The sequence below is a fragment of the Pseudomonas sp. efr-133-TYG-5 genome, assembly GCF_030209175.1.
In the GTDB taxonomy this organism is placed as follows: domain Bacteria; phylum Pseudomonadota; class Gammaproteobacteria; order Pseudomonadales; family Pseudomonadaceae; genus Aquipseudomonas.
Genome location: NZ_JARVSM010000002.1, coordinates 165,160 through 186,390, shown reverse-complemented (window position 1 = coordinate 186,390; position 21,231 = coordinate 165,160). Strand labels below are relative to the sequence as shown.

At 63.6% G+C, this 21,231-nt stretch carries 19 protein-coding genes; 7 read left to right on the top strand and 12 right to left on the bottom strand.

Features of this window, described 5'->3' with window-relative positions:
• Window positions 1-7: 7 nt before the first annotated feature.
• From QRN70_RS13065 to miaB, 4 genes are all read right to left on the bottom strand, one after another.
• Entirely contained in the window at window positions 8-847 is an 840-nt protein-coding gene (locus QRN70_RS13065; RefSeq protein ID WP_007909641.1) for a CorC family transporter, read from the bottom strand.
• A 5-nt stretch (window positions 848-852) separates the two neighbouring features.
• Window positions 853-1,347, bottom strand: coding sequence for an rRNA maturation RNase YbeY (ybeY, locus tag QRN70_RS13060; protein ID WP_285418362.1), 495 nt, complete (start codon window positions 1,345-1,347; stop codon window positions 853-855).
• Entirely contained in the window at window positions 1,340-2,338 is a 999-nt protein-coding gene (locus QRN70_RS13055; protein ID WP_285418360.1) for a PhoH family protein, read from the bottom strand. The genes ybeY and QRN70_RS13055 overlap by 8 nt, the downstream gene beginning before the upstream one ends.
• 194 nt (window positions 2,339-2,532) lie before the next feature.
• On the bottom strand, window positions 2,533-3,861 hold the full coding sequence (gene miaB / locus QRN70_RS13050) for a tRNA (N6-isopentenyl adenosine(37)-C2)-methylthiotransferase MiaB (protein WP_285418358.1): 1,329 nt from the start codon (window positions 3,859-3,861) through the stop codon (window positions 2,533-2,535).
• A gap of 133 nt (window positions 3,862-3,994) precedes the next feature.
• On the opposite strand from miaB, the gene QRN70_RS13045 reads away from it, so the two are divergent.
• Window positions 3,995-4,324, top strand: a complete 330-nt coding sequence (locus QRN70_RS13045; RefSeq protein ID WP_077045543.1) for a DUF1820 family protein — start codon at window positions 3,995-3,997, stop codon at window positions 4,322-4,324.
• Window positions 4,325-4,447: 123 nt separating this feature from the next.
• On the opposite strand, the gene QRN70_RS13040 is transcribed toward QRN70_RS13045, so the two are convergent.
• The 4 genes from QRN70_RS13040 to QRN70_RS13025 form a co-directional block, all read right to left on the bottom strand.
• Window positions 4,448-5,002, bottom strand: coding sequence for a tetratricopeptide repeat protein (locus QRN70_RS13040; protein WP_285418355.1), 555 nt, complete (start codon window positions 5,000-5,002; stop codon window positions 4,448-4,450).
• Window positions 5,003-5,227: 225 nt separating this feature from the next.
• On the bottom strand, window positions 5,228-6,511 hold the full coding sequence (hemL, locus tag QRN70_RS13035) for a glutamate-1-semialdehyde 2,1-aminomutase (RefSeq protein ID WP_285418353.1): 1,284 nt from the start codon (window positions 6,509-6,511) through the stop codon (window positions 5,228-5,230).
• A 15-nt stretch (window positions 6,512-6,526) separates the two neighbouring features.
• Complete coding sequence (gene thiE, locus QRN70_RS13030; protein WP_285418351.1) at window positions 6,527-7,150, bottom strand: thiamine phosphate synthase; 624 nt, start codon at window positions 7,148-7,150, stop codon at window positions 6,527-6,529.
• A gap of 30 nt (window positions 7,151-7,180) precedes the next feature.
• Entirely contained in the window at window positions 7,181-7,978 is a 798-nt protein-coding gene (locus tag QRN70_RS13025) for a hydroxymethylpyrimidine/phosphomethylpyrimidine kinase (RefSeq protein ID WP_285418350.1), read from the bottom strand.
• 348 nt (window positions 7,979-8,326) lie between these two features.
• Here QRN70_RS13025 and QRN70_RS13020 point away from each other — a divergent pair, with 348 nt between their 5' ends.
• The 4 genes from QRN70_RS13020 (at window position 8,327) to QRN70_RS13005 (ending at window position 14,811) form a co-directional block, all read left to right on the top strand.
• The gene (locus QRN70_RS13020) at window positions 8,327-10,672 is read left to right on the top strand and encodes a hybrid sensor histidine kinase/response regulator (RefSeq protein WP_285418348.1); all 2,346 of its coding nucleotides are present in this window, start codon (window positions 8,327-8,329) and stop codon (window positions 10,670-10,672) included.
• Between the two features lie 98 nt (window positions 10,673-10,770).
• The gene (locus tag QRN70_RS13015; protein WP_285418346.1) at window positions 10,771-12,420 is read left to right on the top strand and encodes an acyl-CoA dehydrogenase family protein; all 1,650 of its coding nucleotides are present in this window, start codon (window positions 10,771-10,773) and stop codon (window positions 12,418-12,420) included.
• 183 nt (window positions 12,421-12,603) lie between these two features.
• Window positions 12,604-14,103: an AMP nucleosidase gene (gene amn / locus QRN70_RS13010; protein WP_285418344.1), complete on the top strand. Its 1,500-nt coding sequence runs from the start codon at window positions 12,604-12,606 to the stop codon at window positions 14,101-14,103.
• A gap of 72 nt (window positions 14,104-14,175) precedes the next feature.
• The gene (locus tag QRN70_RS13005) at window positions 14,176-14,811 is read left to right on the top strand and encodes a pseudouridine synthase (protein WP_285418343.1); all 636 of its coding nucleotides are present in this window, start codon (window positions 14,176-14,178) and stop codon (window positions 14,809-14,811) included.
• On the opposite strand, the gene QRN70_RS13000 is transcribed toward QRN70_RS13005, so the two are convergent.
• Both QRN70_RS13000 and QRN70_RS12995 read right to left on the bottom strand, forming a co-directional pair.
• Window positions 14,806-15,015 (bottom strand): DUF2788 domain-containing protein, encoded by a 210-nt coding sequence (locus tag QRN70_RS13000; protein ID WP_003228500.1) that lies wholly within the window; start codon window positions 15,013-15,015, stop codon window positions 14,806-14,808. The genes QRN70_RS13005 and QRN70_RS13000 overlap by 6 nt on opposite strands.
• Window positions 15,016-15,232: 217 nt before the next feature.
• Window positions 15,233-15,712 carry an Lrp/AsnC family transcriptional regulator gene (locus QRN70_RS12995; protein ID WP_007909658.1) on the bottom strand — a complete coding sequence of 160 codons (480 nt, stop codon included), beginning with the start codon at window positions 15,710-15,712 and terminating at the stop codon, window positions 15,233-15,235.
• Between the two features lie 449 nt (window positions 15,713-16,161).
• Here QRN70_RS12995 and QRN70_RS12990 point away from each other — a divergent pair, with 449 nt between their 5' ends.
• A complete protein-coding gene (locus QRN70_RS12990) occupies window positions 16,162-17,247 on the top strand; it encodes a DUF6515 family protein (RefSeq protein ID WP_285418341.1) in 1,086 nt (361 codons plus the stop codon).
• On the opposite strand, the gene QRN70_RS12985 is transcribed toward QRN70_RS12990, so the two are convergent.
• Both QRN70_RS12985 and pmcY read right to left on the bottom strand, forming a co-directional pair.
• On the bottom strand, window positions 17,241-18,149 hold the full coding sequence (locus tag QRN70_RS12985; protein WP_285418339.1) for a cation diffusion facilitator family transporter: 909 nt from the start codon (window positions 18,147-18,149) through the stop codon (window positions 17,241-17,243). The genes QRN70_RS12990 and QRN70_RS12985 overlap by 7 nt on opposite strands.
• Window positions 18,150-18,167: 18 nt before the next feature.
• Window positions 18,168-18,587 (bottom strand): periplasmic Zn2+ metallochaperone PmcY, encoded by a 420-nt coding sequence (gene pmcY, locus QRN70_RS12980; RefSeq protein WP_285418338.1) that lies wholly within the window; start codon window positions 18,585-18,587, stop codon window positions 18,168-18,170.
• Between the two features lie 109 nt (window positions 18,588-18,696).
• Here pmcY and hrpB point away from each other — a divergent pair, with 109 nt between their 5' ends.
• Window positions 18,697-21,216 (top strand): ATP-dependent helicase HrpB, encoded by a 2,520-nt coding sequence (gene hrpB / locus QRN70_RS12975; protein WP_285418336.1) that lies wholly within the window; start codon window positions 18,697-18,699, stop codon window positions 21,214-21,216.
• The last annotated feature ends 15 nt before the right edge of the window (window positions 21,217-21,231 follow it).

Here is a 21,231-nt window from a genome sequence, read left to right as displayed (position 1 = left end):
CTTAGAATCAACGAGCGATTGGCGTCAGGCGCAGCAGATGAATCCGACGGCTGTCGGCGTTCAGGATGCGGAAACGATAGGCGCCGATTTCAGTGATTTCGTTGCGTTTTGGCAAGTGCCCGAACGCGCTCATCACCAGGCCGCCGACGGTGTCGAACTCGTCGTCGGAGAACTCGCTGTCGAAGAACTCGTTGAAGTTCTCGATCGGCGTCAGGGCCTTGATCAGGAAGTCACCGCTGGGCAGCGGCTTGATGTAGCTGTCTTCTTCGACGTCGTGCTCGTCTTCGATGTCGCCGACGATCTGCTCCAGCACGTCCTCGATGGTCACCAGGCCGGCGACACCGCCGTATTCGTCAATGACGATGGCCATGTGGTTGTGGTTGGCGCGGAATTCGCGCAGCAGCACGTTCAGGCGCTTGGATTCGGGCACGAAGGTAGCCGGGCGCAGCAGGTCCTTGATGTTGAAGCTGTCGCCGTTTTCCTTGAGGATCAGCGGCAGCAGATCCTTGGCCAGCAGCACGCCCATCACATCGTCATGGCTTTCGCCGATGACCGGGTAGCGCGAGTGGGCCGAGTCGACCACGGCGGGGAGGAATTCGCGGGGTGTCTGGGTCGCCTTGATGCTGATCATCTGCGAGCGCGGCACCATGATGTCGCGCACCTGCAGGTCAGCCACCTGGATGGCGCCTTCGACGATGGCCAGCGCTTCGCTGTCCAGCAGTTTGTTCTGATGTGCATCGCGCAGCAGCTCCAGCAGCTCCTGGCGGTTCTTCGGCTCGTGGGCAAAAGCCTGGGTCAGTTTACCCAGCCATGACTTCTGCCCGTTGCTCGATCGATCTTCGCTCATAGCGATTACTCTGAATCCTTTGTTGTAACGATAGGGGATGTTTCGGTTTCGTCGTCCGCGTACGGATCGCGATAGCCGAGTTCAGCAAGCAACTCGCGTTCCAGTGCTTCCATTTCTTCGGCTTCGTCGTCATCTATATGGTCGTAACCGAGCAGATGCAAGCAGCCGTGAATGACCAGATGTGCCCAGTGCGCGTTAAGTTCCTTGCCCTGTTCGGCAGCTTCGCGCTCGACCACCGCCACGCAGATCACCAGATCGCCCAGCAGTGGGATGTCGAGGAACTCGTCGGGCACCTCGGCCGGGAACGACAGGACGTTGGTCGCGTAATCCTTGTGGCGCCAGGTGTGGTTGAGCTCGCGGCCTTCCGCCTCGTCGACCAGACGAATGGTCATTTCCGAGTCGGCGCTGCGCTGGCGCAGGGCCAGCTCGCACCATTGGCGGAACTCGGCTTCGCTCGGGGCGTTCGCTTCGGTAGCGATCTGCAGATCCAGCTCAAGCATCGCGCGAGGTTTCCTTGGGCGCATCGGCGCGGCTTTCGAAGCGCTCGTAGGCTTCGACGATCCGCTGCACCAGCGGATGACGCACGACGTCCTTGGGCTGGAAGTGGGTGAAGCTGATGCCCGGCACGTCCTTGAGCACTTCGATGACATGATGCAGGCCGGACTTGGTGCCGCGCGGCAGGTCGACCTGGGTGATGTCGCCGGTGATTACCGCGGTGGAGCCGAAGCCGATCCGGGTGAGGAACATTTTCATCTGTTCGACGGTGGTGTTCTGGCTTTCGTCGAGAATGATGAAGCTGTTGTTCAGCGTGCGGCCGCGCATGTAGGCCAGCGGCGCAACTTCGATCACCTGGCGTTCGATCAGCTTGGCGACGTATTCGAAACCGAGCATTTCGTAGAGCGCGTCGTACAACGGGCGCAGGTACGGATCGATCTTCTGGGCGAGGTCGCCGGGCAGGAAGCCGAGCTTTTCACCCGCCTCGACCGCCGGACGCACCAGCAGGATGCGGCGAATCTGCTCGCGCTCCAGCGCATCGACGGCGCAGGCCACGGCCAGATAGGTCTTGCCGGTACCGGCCGGGCCGATGCCGAAGTTGATGTCGTTGCCGAGGATTTCCTTCACGTAGCGCAGCTGATTCAAGCCGCGTGGGCGAATCATGCCTTTCTTGGTGCGCAGGGCGACGGACGCTTCGGCCGGAGCATGGTTGTCCAGCTCGACGACGGCCGATTCCTGGAGGAACAGGTGCACCAGGTCCGGCGACAGCTCGGTGCCCTTGGTTTCCCGGTACAGGCGGCGCAGCAGGTTTTCCGCAGACGTGGTGTGCTTGGGGTCGCCGATCAGTTCGAACTGGTTTCCGCGATTGCGGATCTCGATGGTCAGGCGCTGTTCGATCAAGCGCAGATGCTCGTCGAACTGCCCGCACAGATTGGCGAAGCGGCGAGCCTCAAAGGGCTCGAGGATAAAACGATGGGGTTCTATGGGTGCGTTCAAGGTCGTATTTAGCCGCCCTGGGGCAATTGGGATGAAATCAAGGATAACGCCAGTGGCCTGGGTGCGAAAGCTCTTAAATCATCGCGGTTCGTGTGGGAGCGAGGCTGCCCGCGAAAGCGGTGAGTCAGACACATTGCAGTTGAATGTATCGCCGCCTTCGCGAGCAGGCACGCTCCCACCGTGCCCGGTGTTGATTATTGAATCAGCGAGCCGCGCAGCGAGTGCGGTTGCGCCGCGTCGATGTGCACGTCGGCGAACTGCCCGATCAGGGTGGGATTGTCGCAGCGGAAGTTGACGATACGATTATTCTCGGTGCGCCCCTGCAGCTCGCCGGGGTCCTTCTTCGAGTAATCGGTCACCAGAATGCGCTGGATCGATCCGACCATTTGTCGGCTGATTTCGAAGCCCTGCTGGTTCAGACGGTGCTGCAAGGCGTTGAGACGTTCCTTCTTCAACTCTTCCGGGGTGTCGTCGGCCAGATCGGCAGCCGGGGTGCCCGGGCGCTGGCTGTAGACGAACGAGTAGGAAAAGTCGAAACCGACGTCGGCAATCAGCTTCATGGTCTGTTCGAAATCTTTCTCGGTCTCGCCGGGGAAACCGACGATGAAGTCCGAGCTGATGCTGATCCCCGGCACCGCCGCGCGCAGTTTGCGCAGCTTGGACTTGTACTCCAGCGCGGTGTGGTTGCGCTTCATCGCCGCCAGAATGCGGTCCGAGCCCGACTGCACCGGCAGGTGCAGGTGCTTGACCAGCTCCGGCACTTCGGCGTGGGCCTGGATCAGGCTGTCGGAGAACTCCAGCGGGTGCGAGGTGGTGTAGCGGATACGGTCGATGCCGTCGACGGCGGCGACCACGCGGATCAGTTCGGCGAGGTCGGCGAGGCGCCCGTCGTGGGTCAGGCCGCGATAGCCGTTGACGTTCTGCCCGAGCAGAGTCACTTCGCGCACGCCGTTTTCGGCGAGGTGGATGATTTCGGCGATCACGTCGTCGAACGGCCGGCTGACCTCTTCACCGCGGGTATAGGGCACCACGCAGAACGTGCAGTACTTGCTGCAACCTTCCATCACCGACACGTAGGCGCTCGGGCCATCGATGCGCGGCTCGGGCAAGTGGTCGAATTTTTCGATTTCGGGGAACGATACGTCGACCTGCGGCAGCTTGCTGATGCGCGCGGCGTCGATCATTTCCGGCAGGCGGTGCAGGGTCTGCGGGCCGAATACCACGTCGACGTACGGCGCGCGATCACGGATCGCCGCGCCTTCCTGGCTGGCCACGCAACCGCCGACGGCGATGACCATGTCCGGGTTGGCCAGCTTCAGTTCACGCCAGCGGCCGAGTTGCGAATACACCCGGTCCTGGGCGCGCTCGCGGATCGAGCAGGTGTTGAGCAGAATCACGTCGGCGTCTTCGGCGCGGGCGGTGACTTCCAGGGCCTGGTGTTCACCCAGCAGATCGACCATGCGCGAGCTGTCGTACTCGTTCATCTGGCAACCGTGGGTTTCGATGTATAGCTTCTTGGCCATGGAATAGGGTCGTCACGTGGTTCAAAGAACCGCGCATTATAGGGAACATGCCTCCAGGTTCCTACCGCTGTGCGTCCAGTGGCTATGCTATAGTTCGCGCCCTCATTTTTATCCCCGATGTAATCCGCCCGCCATGACCAAACGCGAAGCTCCAATCTATAAGGTGATTTTCCTCAACCAGGGCCAGGTGTTCGAAATGTACGCCAAGCAGATCTATCAAAGTGATCTGTGGGGTTTCCTGGAAGTGGAAGAGTTCGTCTTTGGCGAGCGCACGCAGGTGGTCGTCGATCCGAGCGAAGAAAAGCTCAAGGCGCAGTTCGAAGGTGTGGTGCGCAGCTTTGTGCCGATGCATTCGATCGTGCGCATCGACGAAGTCGAACGCCTCGGCACGCCGAAGATCAGCGAAGCCCGCGGTGCGGTCGGTAACGTGATGCCGTTTCCGGTGCCGATGCCCGAGAAGTAAGGTTCAAGACCGGGGCGCCCCGTTCGCGAGCAGGCTCGCTCCCACATATGATCTCGCGTGTTCAGAAGATCCCCTGTGGGGGCGCGCCTGCTCGCGAAGCGGCCAGAAAAAGTGGCGCAGCACTCAAGGCAGAGGCGAGAACGGCGTACGGCCGTCGGCGCTCTGCAGTTCCATCAGGTATTTGCGGAAGATCTGCCCGAGCACCTGGGTGGCGGTTTCGAGGTCTTCGCGGGGCATTTTCTCGGCGACTTCGTCAGCGGTGTCCAGAGCGTCTTCGGCGCCGTTGACCGCAGCCATCTTCAGCACGATGTACGCCTGAATGTTGTTGGCCTGCACCCCTTCACCGTGGAAGAACATGGTGCCGAGCTTGAATTGCGCCTGGGCGTGGCCTTGCAGGGAGGCCTTTTCGAAATAGCTCAGGGCTTGATTGAGGTCGCGCGGCGCGTTCTTGCCGTCGTAGTAGAACTCACCCAACTCGTATTGCGCTTGCGCATCGCCTTCGTCCGCCGCTTTCTGGCACGCGGCCAGTGCCTGCGTGACATCTTGCGGCTGGGTATTGAGGGTGCAGCGACCCATCGCCGGGATCAACAACGAGTTGCCGCCTGCTTGTGCATGCGCGAGCAGGGGCTGAAGGAGCAACAGGCAGCCCAATGCAAGGGTGCGGCCGGTGCGGTTCATGGGAATCGACTTACCTCTGAAGGGCGCGCGGACCCGCCGAGGGATCCAATAAGCGCGCATTATGAAATAAGCAGGGCCAACCTTACAAAGTCTTTACTCGATTTTCTGCTGCATGGGAAACATATCGCCCAATTTGCTGGGGATTTTTCGCAGCGGGGTCGGAAAAAGCCCGAGGATGTAGGTGAAAGCTGACGTTGGCCATGGCCAACGTCAGCGGTGCGGCGCTTATTTCAAGGCGGCGAAGGCGCGTTCGGCCGCGTCGAGGGTCAGTTGCAGTTCCGCTTCGCCGTGGGCGATGGAGGTGAAACCGGCTTCGAAGGCGCTGGGTGCCAGGTACACGCCACCTTCGAGCATCAGGTGGAAGAAGCGCCCGAACAGCGCCGCGTCGCTGGCCATCACGTCGTCAAAGGTGACGATGTCGTCGGCGCCGCTGAAGTACAGGCCGAACATGCCACCGGCCTGGGTGGTGACGAACGGAATGCCCGCCGCGTCGGCGCGCTGCTGCAGGCCGTCGAGCAGGCGCGTGGTGTAGTCGGTCAGTTCGGCGTGGAAGCCCGGGCGGCTGATCAGGCGCAGGGTGGTCAGGCCGGCGGCCATCGCCAGCGGGTTGCCCGACAGCGTGCCTGCCTGGTAGACCGGGCCCAGCGGGGCAATTTTCTGCATGATTTCCCGCTTGCCGCCGAAGCAGCCGACCGGCATGCCGCCACCGATGATCTTGCCGAACGTGGTCAGGTCCGGGGTGACGCCGTAGTGCGCCTGGGCACCGCCGAGGGCGACGCGGAAACCGGTCATCACTTCGTCGAAAATCAGTACCACGCCGTGTTTGTCGCACAGCGAACGCAGGCCTTCGAGGAAGCCCGGCGCCGGCGGCACGCAGTTCATGTTGCCGGCCACGGGCTCGATGATGATGCACGCCACCTCCTGACCGACTTCGGCGAGCATGTTCTCCACGGCAGCGATGTCGTTGAACGGCAGGGTCAGGGTGTGTTTGGCGAACGCCGCCGGTACGCCGGCCGAGCTCGGTACGCCCTGGGTCAGCGCGCCGGAACCGGCCTTGACCAGCAGGCTGTCGGAGTGACCGTGGTAGCAGCCTTCGAACTTGATGATGCTGTCACGGCCGGTGAAACCACGGGCCAGACGAATCGCGCTCATGGTCGCTTCGGTGCCGGAGCTGACCATGCGCACCATGTCCATCGACGGCACCAGCGAGCAGACCAGGTCGGCCATCTCGGTTTCCATCGCAGTCGGCGCGCCGTAGGACAGGCCGTGCTCGAGCTGCCTGCGCACTGCGTCGAGCACGTCCGGATGGCTGTGGCCGAGGATCATCGGGCCCCACGAGCCGACGTAATCGACATAGCGCTTGTCATCTTCGTCGGTGACGTAGGCGCCTTCGGCATGCTTGAAGAACAGCGGTGTACCGCCCACGCTCTTGAACGCGCGAACCGGCGAGTTCACGCCACCGGGAATGTGTTTCTGGGCATTGGCAAACAGGGTTTCGGAACGAGACATGATCGGGCTCTCAAATCAGGCTTTCAGTAATGCGTTGAACGCGCGGGCGCGGCGGGTGACCTCGGTGGTGCTGTCGGCGCCGAACAGGCCGTGGACCACGGCCAGCAGATCGACGCCGTGGGCCACCAGCGGCGCGGCGTTGTCGAGGGTGATGCCGCCGATCGCGCAGATCGGCAGATGCAGCGTACGGCGGGCCTGGTCGAGCAGTTCGAGGCTGCAGCTCGGCGCGCCGGGCTTGGTGCTGGAATTGAAGAAGCGACCGAAGGCGACGTAGCTCGCACCTTCTCTGGCGGCCTGTTCGGCCAGTTCGAGCTGCGCGTGACAGGTCGAGCCGATGATCGCTTTCGAACCGAGCAGCGCACGGGTGGGCGACAGCGGGCCGTCGGTCTGGCCCAGGTGGACGCCGACGTTGAGGCGCGCGGCCAGTTCCGCATCGTCGTTGATGATCAGCTGGGTCTTGTAGCGCTCGCACAGATCGCGCAGGGCTTCGGCCTCACGCAGGCGGCGGGCTTCGTCGCTGCTCTTGTCGCGGTATTGCAGGAGGGTGACGCCGCCTTCCAGCGCCGCCTCCACGTACGACAGGAATTTGCCGGCCAGCAACTGGCTGTCGGTAATGGCGTAAAGGCCCCGTAGTTTCATCGGACAGATCTCCGGCAATCAGGCGAAACGTTACGAACAGAAATCCAGCGGCAGGCGACGCGGGACGTACTGGCCTTTGCCCAGTTGTTCGGCATCGCGCAGCGTGCGCCAGGTGTAGTCGAGCGCCGTGCGCACGGCGCTGGCCAGGTGTTCACCCTGGGCCAGGCGACCGGCCAGGGCACTGGCCAGGGTGCAACCGGAACCGTGATAGCTGCCCGGCAGCCGATGGCACATGAAGGTTTCACGCAAGCCGTCGCGGCTGTACAGGCGGTTGTGGATTTCAGTTTCGTCGCCATGGCCACCGGTAATCAGCAGGTGTTTGACGAACGGCAGGAGTTTTTCCGCGCACTCGTCGGCGCTGCCTTCGGGCAGTTCGGCGAGGATCCGCGCTTCCGGGAGGTTGGGGGTGGCGATGATCGACAGCGGCAGCAGGCGTTCACGCATGGCGTAGCCGACTTCGTCCTTGCCCAGGCGGCCGCCGCCGCCGGCGCGCAGCACCGGGTCGCAGACCACTGGCAGGTGCGGGTGCGCCGAGAGCAGTTCGACCACGGTGTCGACCATTTCCAGCGAACCGAGCATGCCCAGTTTGACGGCGGCGACTTCGGAGTCGTTGAGCACGGCGTTGGCCTGGGCCAGTACCCACTCACGGTCGAGGACGCGGAAGTCAGTGACATTGACCGTGTCTTGCACGGTCAGGGCGGTGACGGCCGGAGCCGCATGGCAACCCTGGGCGAGCAGGGCTTCGATATCTGCCTGCAAGCCGGCGCCACCACTGGGGTCGTGGCCGGAGAGACAGAGGACAACGGGGCGAGAGCTGTAGATATTCATGGTGCGCGAGCTTACCACCAAACCTGATTTTCGGGTTCAGTGCCGCAGAGCAAGATCGAAAGATCGCGGCCGGCGGCGGCTGCTGCATGGCCATGCATTCCCTGCAGGGCGCCGGCGTCGGCTGCGATCGCTGCAACAAGTTGACCAGGCCAACAGCTCTAGCCCGCTGCTCTGCTCTGAAACGCCCGTTCTAGAGCCTTTATAGGAAAAATTTCAATGGTGCTCAATGGCCATCAACGGCTATGCTAGAGTGGATCCAAACCAATAACAGGTAATACCGGTTTTACGTCTACTCAAAGGGAATGGGGGGCTTCCTGACACAACCGGACAAGCCACGCTGGGGCTTCAATGCGCTATTTGTTGATGTTGCTGTTCTGTTTGCCCCTCCTGGCAAACGCCGTCGAATTCGACGAATTCACCCAAAGCCTGCCTTTGGGCCGTGCCCTGCAAGTGTTCGAAGACGCGAGCGGTCAGGCGACCATTGCCGACGTCCGCGCGCAGGCCGCTGCCGGCAACTTCAAGGCCCACGACAACGCCACGCTCAACGCCGGTTATTCGCGTTCGGCGTTCTGGCTGAAAATCGACCTGCATTACCGGCCAAGCAATCCGTCGGCGCAGCGCACCTGGCTGCTGGAGCTGGCGTATCCGCCGCTCGATCACCTCGACCTGTACCTGGCCGATGCCAATGGCAACTATCATCTGGCACGACAGACCGGCGACGCCTTGCCGTTCGCCAGTCGCGAGATTCGCCAGAACAACTACCTGTTCGATCTGAACTTCGCTCCTGATCAGGCGCAGACGGTCTATCTGCGCCTGGCCAGCGAAGGGTCGATCCAGGCACCGGTGACGCTCTGGTCGAGCACCGCGTACCTCGAAGACCAGCCGGTGCGCCTGTACGTGCTGGGGATCATTTATGGCGTGCTGCTGGGCATGGTGGTCTACAACCTGTTCATTTACCTCAGCGTGCGCGACACCAGCTACCTCTATTACATCTTCTATATCGCCTCGTTCGGCCTCTATCAGTTGTCGGTCAACGGCGCGGCCGTCGAATACTTCTGGCCGGACAACCCGTGGTGGGCCAATGCCGCCACGCCGTTTTTCATCGGCTGCGCGGGGCTGTTCGGCAGCCAGTTCGCCCGCAGTTTCCTGCAGACCAGGCACCACAGTCGCTGGCTCGACCGGTTGCTCATCGCCCTGATTGCATTCGGTGCGCTGGTGGTCGGCCTGTCGCTGATGACCAGCTACGCCCTGGCCCTGCGCCTGGCGACGACGCTGGCGCTGACCTTCACCGTGGTGATTTTCGCCGCCGGTATTCTCGCCTGGTGGCGCGGCCTGCGGGTGGCGCGCTACTTCATCATCGCCTGGTCGGCGTTCCTCCTCGGCGGGATCGTCAATACGCTGATGGTGCTGGGCTTGCTGCCGAACGTCTTCCTGACCATGTACGCCAGCCAGATCGGCTCGGCCATCGAAGTCGCGCTGCTGTCGCTGGCGCTGGCCGATCGCATCAATGCCATGCGCGAGCAGCAGGCGCAGACCCTGTTCGATGCCGGACAGAAGCTCGAAGTGCTCAACCAGCAACTGGCCCACAGCAACAAGCTCAAGGACGAATTCCTCGCCACGCTGACCCACGAACTGCGCACGCCGATGAACGGTGTGATCGGCTCCCTCGAGTTGATGCAGACCGTGGACCTGGACCCGGAACTCGAGCAGTACCAGCAGACGGCCGCCGGTTCCGCGCGGGACATGATGCGCATGGTCAACGGCATCCTCACCCTCACTGAACTGCAGGCCGGCAAGCTCAAGGCGACGCCGGCCAGTTTCAGCCTGCGCGGCGTGGTCGAGGCCTTGCGCGCGCAGTTCGATGGCAATGCAGCGGGCAAGTCGCTGGATTTCAAGGTCGACGTGCTGCCGACCCTGCCGGATCGCCTGTACGGCGACAGCGCGAAACTGGCGCAGTGCCTGGAGTGCCTGCTCGACAACGCGATCAAGTTCACCCGCGTCGGCGGCCTGGCCCTGCGGGTCACCGGCAAGCCGCTGCCGGACAATCGCCTGGCGCTGTCCTTTGCGGTGATCGATACCGGCATCGGTTTCACCGATCTCGGCGAGGCAACCATGTACCAGCGCTTCTTCCAGCTCGACGGTTCGATGACCCGCGAGTACGGCGGCCTCGGCGTTGGCCTGGCGATCTGCCGACAACTGGTCGAATTGCTCGGTGGCAAGCTGACCCACCGCTCCGAGCCGGGTCGCGGCAGCCGTTTCCAGCTGGATGTCGAATTCGAGCTGCCGGCGGTCGAGCCGGCACCGCTCGCTCCGCGCCTCGGCGAGCGCGCGCCGCAGGATTGCACGGTGTTGCTGGTGGACGACAACAGCGTCAACCAACTGGTGCTGCGCGGCATGCTGCTCAAGCTCGGGTTTCGCGTGCGCACCGCCGACAACGCCACGACGGCGCTCGATTGCCTGCAACGGGAAACGGTCGATGCGGTGCTGATCGATGGTCAGCTGCCGAGCCTCGATGGTGCTTCGCTGGCCTGCCAGATCCGCGACCTGCCGGGCTGTGCTCATCTTCCGGTGTTCATGCTCGCGTTGACCGCGGAGCGCGAGCATTGCGGCGCCGGCGCGTTGATCGATTACCTGAGCAAACCGGTGAAATTCGAAGACTTGCAGGCCGCGCTGGAGCGGCGGGTGTTGTCCTGAATACAGGGTGAAAGCGCCGGTATTTAGGCCGGTATGACACTTTGATCGGGTCCGGGGCGGTGCTTAACTGGAGCTCTGGCCGATCAAGGAGCCCCGTCATGAACCTGCATCAGTTCGCCGAAACCCACGAAGTCAGCAACCAGCCGCCGTCGCTCGACGGCACCAACCTGTACCGCATCGACCTGCCGTTGCAGGAGTGGTCGCGGCGGTTTGGCGCCGGTTGGGCCGAGTCGCGGATCGACGCCTACGGCGCCCTGGCCGGCGGGCCGCTGATGGAAGCCGGGTTCCTCGCCAATCAGAACAAACCGGTGTTCGCCAGCCATGACCGCTACGGTCATCGCATCGACCTGGTGGAGTTTCACCCGGCGTATCACCAGTTGATGCGTACCGCCATCGAGCATGGCTTGACCTCATTGCCGTGGACGCATCCCCAGGACGGCGCGCATGTCGCCCGGGCGTCCATGTCCTATCTGCACAGCCAGGCCGAGGCCGGCAGTGGCTGCCCGCTGACCATGACGTTCGCCAGTGTGCCGGCCCTGCGCCTGCAAGCGGATCTGGCCAGGCAATGGCTGCCGAAAATCCTCGCCAGCGAATATGACCCGCGCAACGTCGGCATGGCGCACAAGGCCGGGGTCACCATCGGCATGGCAATGACCGAAAAGCAGGGTGGCACCGACGTGCGGGCCAACACCACCAAGGCCTATCCGGTGGGCGCCAGCGGTCCGGGGCAGGCCTATGAACTGGTCGGGCACAAGTGGTTCTGTTCGGCGCCGATGTGCGATGCGTTCCTCACCCTGGCGCAGACCGACAAGGGCCTGACCTGCTTCCTGCTGCCGCGCCATCGCCCCGACGACACGCGCAATCAGTTCTACATCCAGCGTCTGAAAAACAAGCTCGGCAACCAGTCCAACGCTTCCAGCGAAGTTGAATTCCGCGGCGCGCTGGCGTGGATGGTCGGCGAAGAGGGGCGCGGTGTGCCGACCATCATCGAGATGGTGGCCATGACCCGGTTCGACTGCATGGTCGGTTCCAGCGCGCTGATGCGCCAGGCGCTGACCCAGGCCAGCCATCACTGCGCGCACCGCAAGGTCGCTGGCAAACTGCTCAGCGAACAGCCGCTGATGCAGAACGTGCTGGCCGACCTGGCCCTGGAAAGCGAAGCGGCGCTGGCCCTGAGCCTGCGCATGGGCAGGGCACTGGATCATCTGGACGACCGTCACGAGGCGCAATTTGCCCGGCTGGTCACGGCGGTGGGCAAGTACTGGATCTGCAAACGCGCGCCAGCCATGATCAACGAGGCCGCCGAATGCATGGGCGGCGCCGGGTATGTCGAAGACAGCATCCTGCCGCGTCTGTACCGCGAGGCACCGGTGAATTCGACCTGGGAAGGCTCGGGCAACGTGCAATGCCTCGACGTGCTGCGTGCGCTGTCGAAGGAGCCGGGCGTGCTCGATGTGCTGTTCAGCGAGCTGGGCGACGGCCATGGCGACAAGCGTCTGGCTGCGCATATCCAGCAGTTGCAGGCGCAGTTCAAGGACACCTCGGACATTCAGTATCGGGCCCGGCAACTGACCGAAGACATTGCGCTGGGTCTGCAGGCCAGGTTGTTGCTGGAGGCGGGAAATGCGGCGGTGAGTGATGCGTTTATTGCCAGTCGGCTGAGTGGTGGCGGGCGTGTGTACGGTGCGTTGCCGCGGGGGCTGGATGTCGAAGCCATCGTCGCTCGCTCGACCCCGCAGGGGTTCTGAAACCACAGACATTTCCTCTGTGGGAGCGAGCCTGCTCGCGAAAGCGGTGTATCAGTCGACCTCTGTGTTGAATGACCCTGCGTATTCGCGAGCAGGCTCGCTCCCACAGGGAATCTGCTTGGTTCAAGAGATTGAGAAATAGCCACAACGCCACTGTTTCCGTGACGCCACGATGCAGGCAAGATGAAGCTCTGCAAGTCAGAACACAGGAAGCTGATCGTGACCGAAGCGTTTATTGTCGTTCAAACCGCCGAACAAGCCGTGGATCGCCTGGCCGAGCTGCATGAGCAGGCCACCACTGCACTGAATTGCGCGCTCAAGCGTTATCTCAAGGATCGCGTCGAGCCTGACGCCGAGCAACGTGCCCTGTTCCGTTATCCCGAGCTGCGCCTGACCTATCACTGCCAGGGCGAAGTGCCGCAGACCACCCGCGCCTACGCCAAGGTGCAGCTGCCAGGCACCTACAGCGTCACCGTCACCCATCCCAAGGCGTTCCGCAAATACCTGCTGGAGCAACTGGTGCCGTTGATGCACGACTTCACCGTGACCGTGGAAGTCGGTGTCAGCCAGCAGAACATCCCGTATCCGTACGTGGTCGAGCAGGGCGACGAGCTGGCCGGCTCCGGCGTGACCGCCGCCGTGCTGGCTCGGGTGTTCCCGAGTACCGACCTGTCCGCCGCCACCGATGGCATCGCCGACGGCCTCTACGACTGGGAAAACACCGATCCGTTGCCGCTGGCGCTGTTCGACGCGGCGCGGGTGGACTTCTCCCTGCGCCGGCTGGTGCACTACACCGGCAGTGACTGGCGCCATGTGCAGCCCTGGATCCTGCTGACCAACTATCACCGCTATGTCGACCAGTTCATCGTCCATGGCCTGGAGCAATTGCGCCGCGACCCGCGTTTCGTGCGCATGGTGCTGCCGGGCAACGTCATCATCGAAAAAGGCATGGACCACGGCGAAGCCTCGGCGATTGCCGCCGGGGTGGTCTGGCACCGCTACCAGATGCCGGCCTATCACCTGATCGCCAGCGATGGCCACGGCGTGACCCTGGTCAACATCGGCGTCGGCCCGTCCAACGCCAAGAACATCACCGACCACCTGGCGGTGCTGCGTCCGCATTGCTGGCTGATGATCGGTCACTGCGGCGGCCTGCGGCAGTCGCAGACCATCGGCGACTATGTGCTGGCCCACGCCTACATGCGCCGCGACGGCATTCTCGACCGCGTAGTGCCGCCGAACATTCCGATCCCGGCGCTGGCCGAAGTGCAACTGGCGTTGCAGCAAGCGGCGGCGAACATCACCGGCGAGAAGGGCGACGACCTCAAGAAGCGCCTGCGTACCGGCACGGTGTTGACCTACGACGACCGCAACTGGGAGCTGCGCTGGGCCCAGGAGCGACCGTTGATCAACCTGTCCCGCGCCGTCGCGGTGGACATGGAAAGCGGTACCATCGCCGCCCAGGGTTATCGCCTGCGGGTGCCGTACGGCACGCTGCTGTGTGTTTCCGACAAGCCGCTGCACAGTGAGATCAAACTGCCGGGCTCGGCCAATGCGTTCTATGAGCGCGCGGTCAGCCAGCATCTGAAGATCGGTATCGAAGCCGTCGACCTGCTGCGCACCGAACTCAACTCGCTGCACTCGCGCAAACTGCGCAGCTTCGACGAACCGCCGTTCCGTTAACGGTTTGTCGTGGTCATTTGGCGATCCGGGCACTAGCATTGTCAGCCCAGATCGCCAGATGTTGTTTTGCCCATGCCTCGTCCCCCACGTCCACCTTCCCGCCGCCCAGGCGCGAAGCCTTCGTCTTCTGCCCCGCGGCGTGTCGCCAAGGCACCGCCGGCCGAGCCGAAGCTGATCCTGTTCAACAAACCGTTCGATGTCCTCACGCAATTCAGCGACGGCGAAGGGCGGGCGACGCTCAAGGATTACATCGATGTGCCGGGAATCTACCCGGCCGGACGCCTGGATCGCGATAGCGAAGGCCTGTTGCTGCTGACCAACGACGGCCAGTTGCAGGCACGGATCGCCGATCCGAAATACAAACTGGCCAAGACGTATTGGGTGCAGGTCGAAGGCGAGCCGACGGCTGAGCAGTTGCAGCGCCTGCGCGACGGTGTCGAGCTCAACGACGGCATGACCTTGCCCGCCGAGGCGCGGCAGCTGGACGAGCCCACGCTGTGGCCGCGCAATCCGCCGGTGCGCTTTCGCAAAAGCGTGCCGACCTGTTGGCTGGAATTGGTGATTCGTGAGGGGCGCAATCGTCAGGTGCGCCGGATGACGGCGGCGGTGGGCCTGCCGACCCTGCGCCTGGTGCGAGTGAGGATCGGCGACTGGACAATCGACGGCCTCGATCAGGGCCAGTGGCGGGAAGTGCCGGCGCGCTTATAAGGCGCCGGATTCGATCAGGCCAATCACCACGCTCTTGATGATGAACGCGGCCACGCCCAGGCCCAGCACGAAGAACAGGATGAACGAGCCGAAGCGTCCGGCCTTGGATTTTTTCGCCAGATCCCAGACGATGAAACCCATGAAAATGATCAGGATGCTGACCAGGCCGGTCATCATCCACTCTTCAAATACTGCTGGATCCATCGGGCATCTCCGGCGCTGTACGGCTGAAAGGGCGGCGGCGAGTATACGCCAGCGACGATTGATGCAGCATTGACCTGCGTCGGTGTGCCGCAGTCATTCGTCGCCTGTACCGGCCTGTTCGCGAGCAAGCCCGCTCCCGCGGGGGATCTTGGTTGTACACAAATAGTGTGCTTGACGAAGCTCAATACCGTGAGCGGGCTTGCTCGCGAAGGCGATGTCAGCTGCGCAGGTGGGTCAGCGGCAGCTCGGTGCTGTTGAGCACCTGGTTCAGCACAAAACTCGAACGTACGCTGGTCACGCCTTCGATCCGGGTCAGATGCCCCAGCAGCAGTTTCTGATAGTGGTCCATGTCCGGCACCACCACCTTCAGCTGGTAGTCGGCATCGACCCCGGTCACCAGGCTGCATTCCAGCACTTGCGGCAGGGTGCGGATCGCCGCTTCGAAGTTTTCGAAACGCTCCGGCGTGTGCCGGTCCATGCCGATCAGCACATAGGCGGTCAGGCTCAGACCGAGCATCTTGCGATCGAGCAGGGCCACCTGGCGGGAAATGTAGCCGTCGTCCTCCAGTTGCTTGACCCGGCGCGAGCACGGGGAGGGCGACAGACCGATGCGCTCGGCCAGCTCCTGGTTGGAGATGCGGGCGTCGCGTTGCAATTCCGCCAATATGCTCAGGTCGTAACGGTCGAGTTTGCTCATGAAACGGTCCTTTGTTCTAACTATTGCGGCGGATTATCTATCCAGGGTTAAAAATTGCGCAAGTGGTGTTTATTTGAGCAATCTTCGCAATCATCTGTCGCCGCGTCCGGCCTATTCTTAACACCAGAATCACTGCTCGGTAACACAGTCCACTGCGGCCCGCCCAATCAGGCCCGCCGCGGCCGCCGCCCCCACCGGGGACGTGCCGGCCCCCGAGCTGCACACTGTCCAGAAGACGGCGTGAGGTGAGCCGACGTCAAAAGCGTCGAGCCAGGACGAAGTTCTCTAGAAGGGAGGCCGACGGGTCTCCCTTTTTTCTTGCCTGCGATTTGCCGTGCCGAGGCCATCGCCACTCAATAAATAAGTTGCGTGACTGATAACCTGTTGCAGAACCCGGTGTGTAGATTCCCGGTCTTAGCTACAGGCCCTAACCCGCAGTGAGGAAAAGCATGAAGTCGCGCATCTGGCGTCTGGCCGGTGTTGGTTTGCTGTGTGTGAGTGTCAGCGCGCAAGCACTGGCCGACGATCCCGAAAGCCGCAGCCCCAATGGCGGCGGACGCGGGCCGGAACATCAGGGCAACAATCAGGGCCATGGCGGCAACAACCCGCCGCGTCCGCAGAATCAGCCGCCACAGAATCAGCCGCGCCCGCAGAATAACCCGCAGCAGAATCAGCCACGGCCACAGAACAACGAAATCATTCGCGGCGACAACAGCCGCCAGTTCGAGCACAACGGCCAGCCGCACAATAATGGCCAATGGCAGAACCACGACCAGAACCGTCCGGCCTACAACCCCAATCCGGTGCGCCAGCCCCCACCGCCGCCGCAACTGCCGGCCAACAGCCTGCCGATCCAGCCACGGCCCGACGCCGTGCGCCAGACCCAGGAACCCCGCCAGGGTTACTACCGCGACGAACGCCCGCAAAACGGCTATCACCCGCAATGGCAGGGCGGCAACCGGCCCGACGACCGTCGCTGGCCGGGGCGTCCGGACGGCCATGGCAACGGCTGGGGCCCCGGCCCGCAGTACCGCCCGGGGCATGTGATCGATCGCTTCCCCGATCGCGAATACCGCGTGCCGTACCGCGGCCAGGACTACTTCTTCTCCGGCGGCTACTGGTACCGCCCACAGGGCCCGCGCTACATCGTGGTCCAGCCGCCGCGCGGGATTCGTATTCAGTATCTGCCGGATTACGCCCGTGAAGTGTGGATTGGCGGTTCGCTGCTGTTCCTTGCCGCCGGTTCGTACTACGCCTACCAGGAAGCGACCCAGGACTACGTGGTGGTCGAGCCGCCGGTGCAGCAAGCGCCGCCACCGACCGGCAATGGCTATGACGTCGAGGCGTATCCGGCCAACGGCCAGTCCCCGGAGCAGGTGCAGCAGGACGGTTACCAGTGCTACCAGTACGCGGTGCAGCAAAGCGGGTTCGATCCGCGCACCGCGACCTACCAGCCCGCACCGGAAGTGGTGCAGGCCTACCGCCAGGCCCAGGGCAACTGCCTGAGCAGTCGCGGTTATCAGGTGTCTTACTGAAGCCGCGATTGCGCCCGTTCGTTCCTGACCACTTCCTGTGGGTCGGCGTGCACCAGCACTTCGGCGCGCGGGTAGGCGGCGTGAATCGCCTCCGCCGCCTGGTCGCTGATGCTATGGGCGACTGACAAGGTCAGCTCCCCCGGTAGCTCCAGATGCAATTGCACGAACCAGTGGTTGCCGGAAATCCGCGTGCGCAGGTCATGCGCGCCCAGCACGCCCGGCACGCTGCAGGCCAGTTCGAGCATGCGCTGGCTGACGTCCGCTGGCAGCTCCTCGTCCATCAACACGGAAAAGCTTTCCCGGGCAATCTGGATCGCGCTCCACAGGATGTACACGGCGATACCCAGGCCGAACCAGGCATCCAGTTGATGAAAGCCCATTCCGGCGAAAATCAACGCCACCAGGATGCTGCCGTTGAGCAACATGTCCGAACGGTAATGCAGCGAATCGGCACGCACGGCATTGGAGCCGGTCTGCTTGACCACGCGGTGTTGCAACGTCAGCAACGCCGCTGTCAGCAGCAGCGAAAACACGATCACGCCGATGCTCAGCCACGGTGCGCCGAGCGGCTCCGGCTGCTGGATCCGGGCATAGGCCTGGAAGGCGATCAACACCGCACTGCCGCCGATGAACAGCGCCTGCGCCATGCCCGCCAGGGATTCGGCCTTGCCGTGGCCGTAGCGGTGATCGTCATCCGCCGGGCGCAGCGCGTAATGCACCGCCAGCAGGTTGAGCAACGAGGTGACGCCATCGAGGGCCGAGTCGGTCAGGCCGGCGAGCATGCTCACCGAACCGCTTAGCCACCAGGCGATGGCTTTGGCGACAATCAGCGTACAGGCCACCGCCACCGAGGCGCGGGTCGCCAGCCGCAGCAGGCGGGCGTGTTCGGGACTGGAGGTCATGTCGGCTGTGGTTCCTTTTTATGCGGCGGGTTGCAGGCCGAACATGGCCAGTTGCTGGGTGCTGCCCTTGTGCTGGATCAGGCGTGGATCGTCCAGCGGCAGATTGCGGCCCAACTCCGTTTCGAGAATAGCCTGCAACTTGAGGTTATCGACCTGGCCGTCCGGGCCGACGGCTTGCTTGAGCTTGGCCGGATCGACTTGCGCCGTGTGGCCCGGTTCGAAGTAGATCGCCCCGGTGGCAAAGTCCACGGCAAACGCGATCACCCCGGGGATGATGTAGAACAGCAGGCCCACGGCGTCGAGCACGGCAATCGCCGGGTCGATCTTGCCGTCGATCTGACCGCGGCGGTCCGGGTAGAAGATCGAACCGCAGGCGCTGAGCTGGGTCAGCAGGGTGGCGACCAGTACACCGCCGATCAGGCGAGAAGGTAAACGCATGGGGAATCTCCTGAGTCATATGTAAACGAAGCATCGTCGTGTGCAATTAAGACCCTGACGAATGCCCGGCAGTTCGCCGTTATACTCGCGGCTCTGTTTGGGAGCCAGCATGATTTCTTTGCCGATCGATGAAGTTCTACCCGCGCTGCGTGAAGCGTTGGCGACACGCCACGAAGCCGTGCTCGAAGCACCGCCCGGCGCCGGCAAGACCACCCGCGTGCCCCTGGCCTTGCTCGACGAAGCGTGGCTGGCCGGGCAGACCATTCTCATGCTCGAACCGCGCCGCCTCGCCGCGCGTGCGGCCGCCGAACGGCTGGCCAGCGAACTGGGCGAGAAGGTCGGTGAAACCGTCGGCTACCGCATCCGCCTCGACAGCAAGGTCGGCCCCGCCACGCGCATCGAAGTGGTCACCGAAGGCATCCTCACCCGGCGCTTGCAGGACGATCCGTCACTGGACGGCGTCGGCTTGCTGATCTTTGACGAGTTCCACGAACGCAGCCTCGACGCCGACCTGGCGCTGGCGCTCAGTCTGAACGGTCGCGAGCTGTTTCGCGCTGAACAGCCGCTGAAGATTCTGCTGATGTCCGCCACCCTCGAAGGCGAGCGCCTCGCCGGGCTGCTCGACGACGCGCCGATCCTGCGCAGCGAAGGGCGGATGTTCCCGGTGGCGATGCGCTGGGGGCGGCCGTTTCAGCCTGGCGAGTACATCGATCAGCGCGTCACCCAGACCGTGCTCGAAGCCCTGCACGATGAAACCGGCAGCCTGCTGGTGTTCCTGCCGGGGCAAGCGGAAATCCGCCGTGTTCATCAGCAACTGGCGGACGCCATCGGTGAGCGCAGCGACGTGTTGCTCTGCCCGTTGCACGGCGAGCTCGACCTGAACGCCCAGCGCGCCGCCATCGACCCGGCCCCGGCGGGCCAGCGCAAAGTGGTTCTGGCCACCAACATCGCCGAGACCAGCCTGACCATCGATGGCGTACGCGTGGTGATCGATGCCGGGCTGGCGCGGGTGCCGCGTTTCGACCCGGGCAGCGGCATGACTCGCCTCGACACCCAACGTATTTCCAGGGCCAGCGCCACCCAGCGCGCCGGTCGGGCCGGGCGTCTGGAGCCCGGCGTGTGCTATCGCCTGTGGTCGCAGGATCAGCATGAACAACTCGCCGCTTACGGCAGCGCGGAAATCCTCTCGGCGGATCTCGCCGGGCTGGCCTTGCAACTCGGCCGTTGGGGTGTGACGCCGAGTGATCTGATCTGGCTGGACGTACCTCCAGCCGCCGCTTACGCACAGGCTCTGGATCTATTACAGCGCCTCGGTGCGCTGGATGGTGAAACCCTCAATCGTCACGGCCAGGCGATGGCCGAATTGCCGGCGCATCCACGCATTGCGCATTTGTTGTTGCGCGGTCAGGCCCTGGGTCTGGCGAACATGGCCTGTGATGTCGCCGCGTTGCTCGGTGAACGCGACATTTTGCGCGGTGCCGGTGCCGATCTGCACAGTCGTCTGGTGCTGCTGTCCGGCGAAGAACGAGCGACGCGCGCTGCCCAGGGCGGCGTGCAGCGCGCCCGGCAACTGGCGCGACAGTATCGCGGTTACCTGCGCGGCAAGGCCAGCGAGCCGGTCAGCGACCCCGATCATCCGCGCTGGCTCGGCGCCCTGCTGGCGCTGGCCTACCCGGATCGCGTCGCCCAGCAGCGGCGTGCCGGTGGTGCCGAATATCGACTGGCCAACGGCCGCGCGGCGTTGTTTGCCGAGGCTGACAGCCTGATGAAGGAACCGTGGATCGTCATCGCCGACCTCGGCAGTCGCCAGGGCCAGCGCGAGGAACGCATCTATCTGGCTGCGGATTTCGATCCGGCGCTGTTCGACTCGGTGCTGGCCGAACAGGTGCACACGGTCGATCAACTGGACTGGGACGAACGCGAGGGTGTGCTGCGCGCCGAGCGGCAGCGCAAGGTGGGCGAACTGATCCTCAGCCGCGAACCGCTGACCGGGCTCGACGAAAACGCGCGCAGCCAGGCCTTGGTCAATCTGGTGCGGCGCAAAGGTCTGGAACTGTTGCCATGGACCCCGGAGCTGCGTCAGTGGCAGGCGCGGGTGGCGCTGTTGCGGCAACTCGATCTGCACGGCAAAGGCGAGAGCCAATGGCCGGATGTCAGCGACGCCACGCTGCTGAAAACCCTCGAACACTGGCTGATGCCGTATCTGGGCAAGGTCTCGCGCCTCAGCCATTTCGCCAACCTCGACCTGTCGAGCATCGTCCGCAATCTGTTGCCGTGGCCGCTGCCACAGCAGCTTGACGAACTGGCGCCGCATCATCTGAGCGTGCCGTCGGGCTCGTCGATTCGCCTCGACTACAACGAACAGCCGCCAATCCTCGCGGTGCGTCTGCAGGAGCTGTTCGGCCTCGCCGACACACCGCGCATCGCCGGCGGCCGGCAAGTGGTCAAGCTGCACCTGCTGTCACCGGCGCGGCGGCCGGTCCAGGTGACCCAGGACCTGGCCAACTTCTGGCGCAGTACCTATGCCGAGGTGAAGAAAGATCTCAAGGGGCGCTATCCCAAGCACTACTGGCCGGATGATCCGCTGGTGGCCGAAGCCACTGCGCGGGCCAAGCCGCGCGGGACCTGACACCTTGAAGCGCGC

What these genes read in the sequence shown, in the direction of transcription:
- QRN70_RS13065 (WP_007909641.1), bottom strand. Translation starts at nt 847, where the DNA reads ATGAGCGAAGATCGATCGAGCAACGGGCAGAAGTCATGGCTGGGTAAA.
- ybeY (WP_285418362.1), bottom strand. Translation starts at nt 1,347, where the DNA reads ATGCTTGAGCTGGATCTGCAGATCGCTACCGAAGCGAACGCCCCGAGC.
- miaB (WP_285418358.1), bottom strand. Translation starts at nt 3,861, where the DNA reads ATGGCCAAGAAGCTATACATCGAAACCCACGGTTGCCAGATGAACGAG.
- QRN70_RS13045 (WP_077045543.1), top strand. Translation starts at nt 3,995, where the DNA reads ATGACCAAACGCGAAGCTCCAATCTATAAGGTGATTTTCCTCAACCAG.
- QRN70_RS13040 (WP_285418355.1), bottom strand. Translation starts at nt 5,002, where the DNA reads ATGAACCGCACCGGCCGCACCCTTGCATTGGGCTGCCTGTTGCTCCTT.
- hemL (WP_285418353.1), bottom strand. Translation starts at nt 6,511, where the DNA reads ATGTCTCGTTCCGAAACCCTGTTTGCCAATGCCCAGAAACACATTCCC.
- thiE (WP_285418351.1), bottom strand. Translation starts at nt 7,150, where the DNA reads ATGAAACTACGGGGCCTTTACGCCATTACCGACAGCCAGTTGCTGGCC.
- QRN70_RS13025 (WP_285418350.1), bottom strand. Translation starts at nt 7,978, where the DNA reads ATGAATATCTACAGCTCTCGCCCCGTTGTCCTCTGTCTCTCCGGCCAC.
- QRN70_RS13020 (WP_285418348.1), top strand. Translation starts at nt 8,327, where the DNA reads ATGCGCTATTTGTTGATGTTGCTGTTCTGTTTGCCCCTCCTGGCAAAC.
- QRN70_RS13015 (WP_285418346.1), top strand. Translation starts at nt 10,771, where the DNA reads ATGAACCTGCATCAGTTCGCCGAAACCCACGAAGTCAGCAACCAGCCG.
- amn (WP_285418344.1), top strand. Translation starts at nt 12,604, where the DNA reads ATGAAGCTCTGCAAGTCAGAACACAGGAAGCTGATCGTGACCGAAGCG.
- QRN70_RS13005 (WP_285418343.1), top strand. Translation starts at nt 14,176, where the DNA reads ATGCCTCGTCCCCCACGTCCACCTTCCCGCCGCCCAGGCGCGAAGCCT.
- QRN70_RS13000 (WP_003228500.1), bottom strand. Translation starts at nt 15,015, where the DNA reads ATGGATCCAGCAGTATTTGAAGAGTGGATGATGACCGGCCTGGTCAGC.
- QRN70_RS12995 (WP_007909658.1), bottom strand. Translation starts at nt 15,712, where the DNA reads ATGAGCAAACTCGACCGTTACGACCTGAGCATATTGGCGGAATTGCAA.
- QRN70_RS12990 (WP_285418341.1), top strand. Translation starts at nt 16,162, where the DNA reads ATGAAGTCGCGCATCTGGCGTCTGGCCGGTGTTGGTTTGCTGTGTGTG.
- QRN70_RS12985 (WP_285418339.1), bottom strand. Translation starts at nt 18,149, where the DNA reads ATGACCTCCAGTCCCGAACACGCCCGCCTGCTGCGGCTGGCGACCCGC.
- pmcY (WP_285418338.1), bottom strand. Translation starts at nt 18,587, where the DNA reads ATGCGTTTACCTTCTCGCCTGATCGGCGGTGTACTGGTCGCCACCCTG.
- hrpB (WP_285418336.1), top strand. Translation starts at nt 18,697, where the DNA reads ATGATTTCTTTGCCGATCGATGAAGTTCTACCCGCGCTGCGTGAAGCG.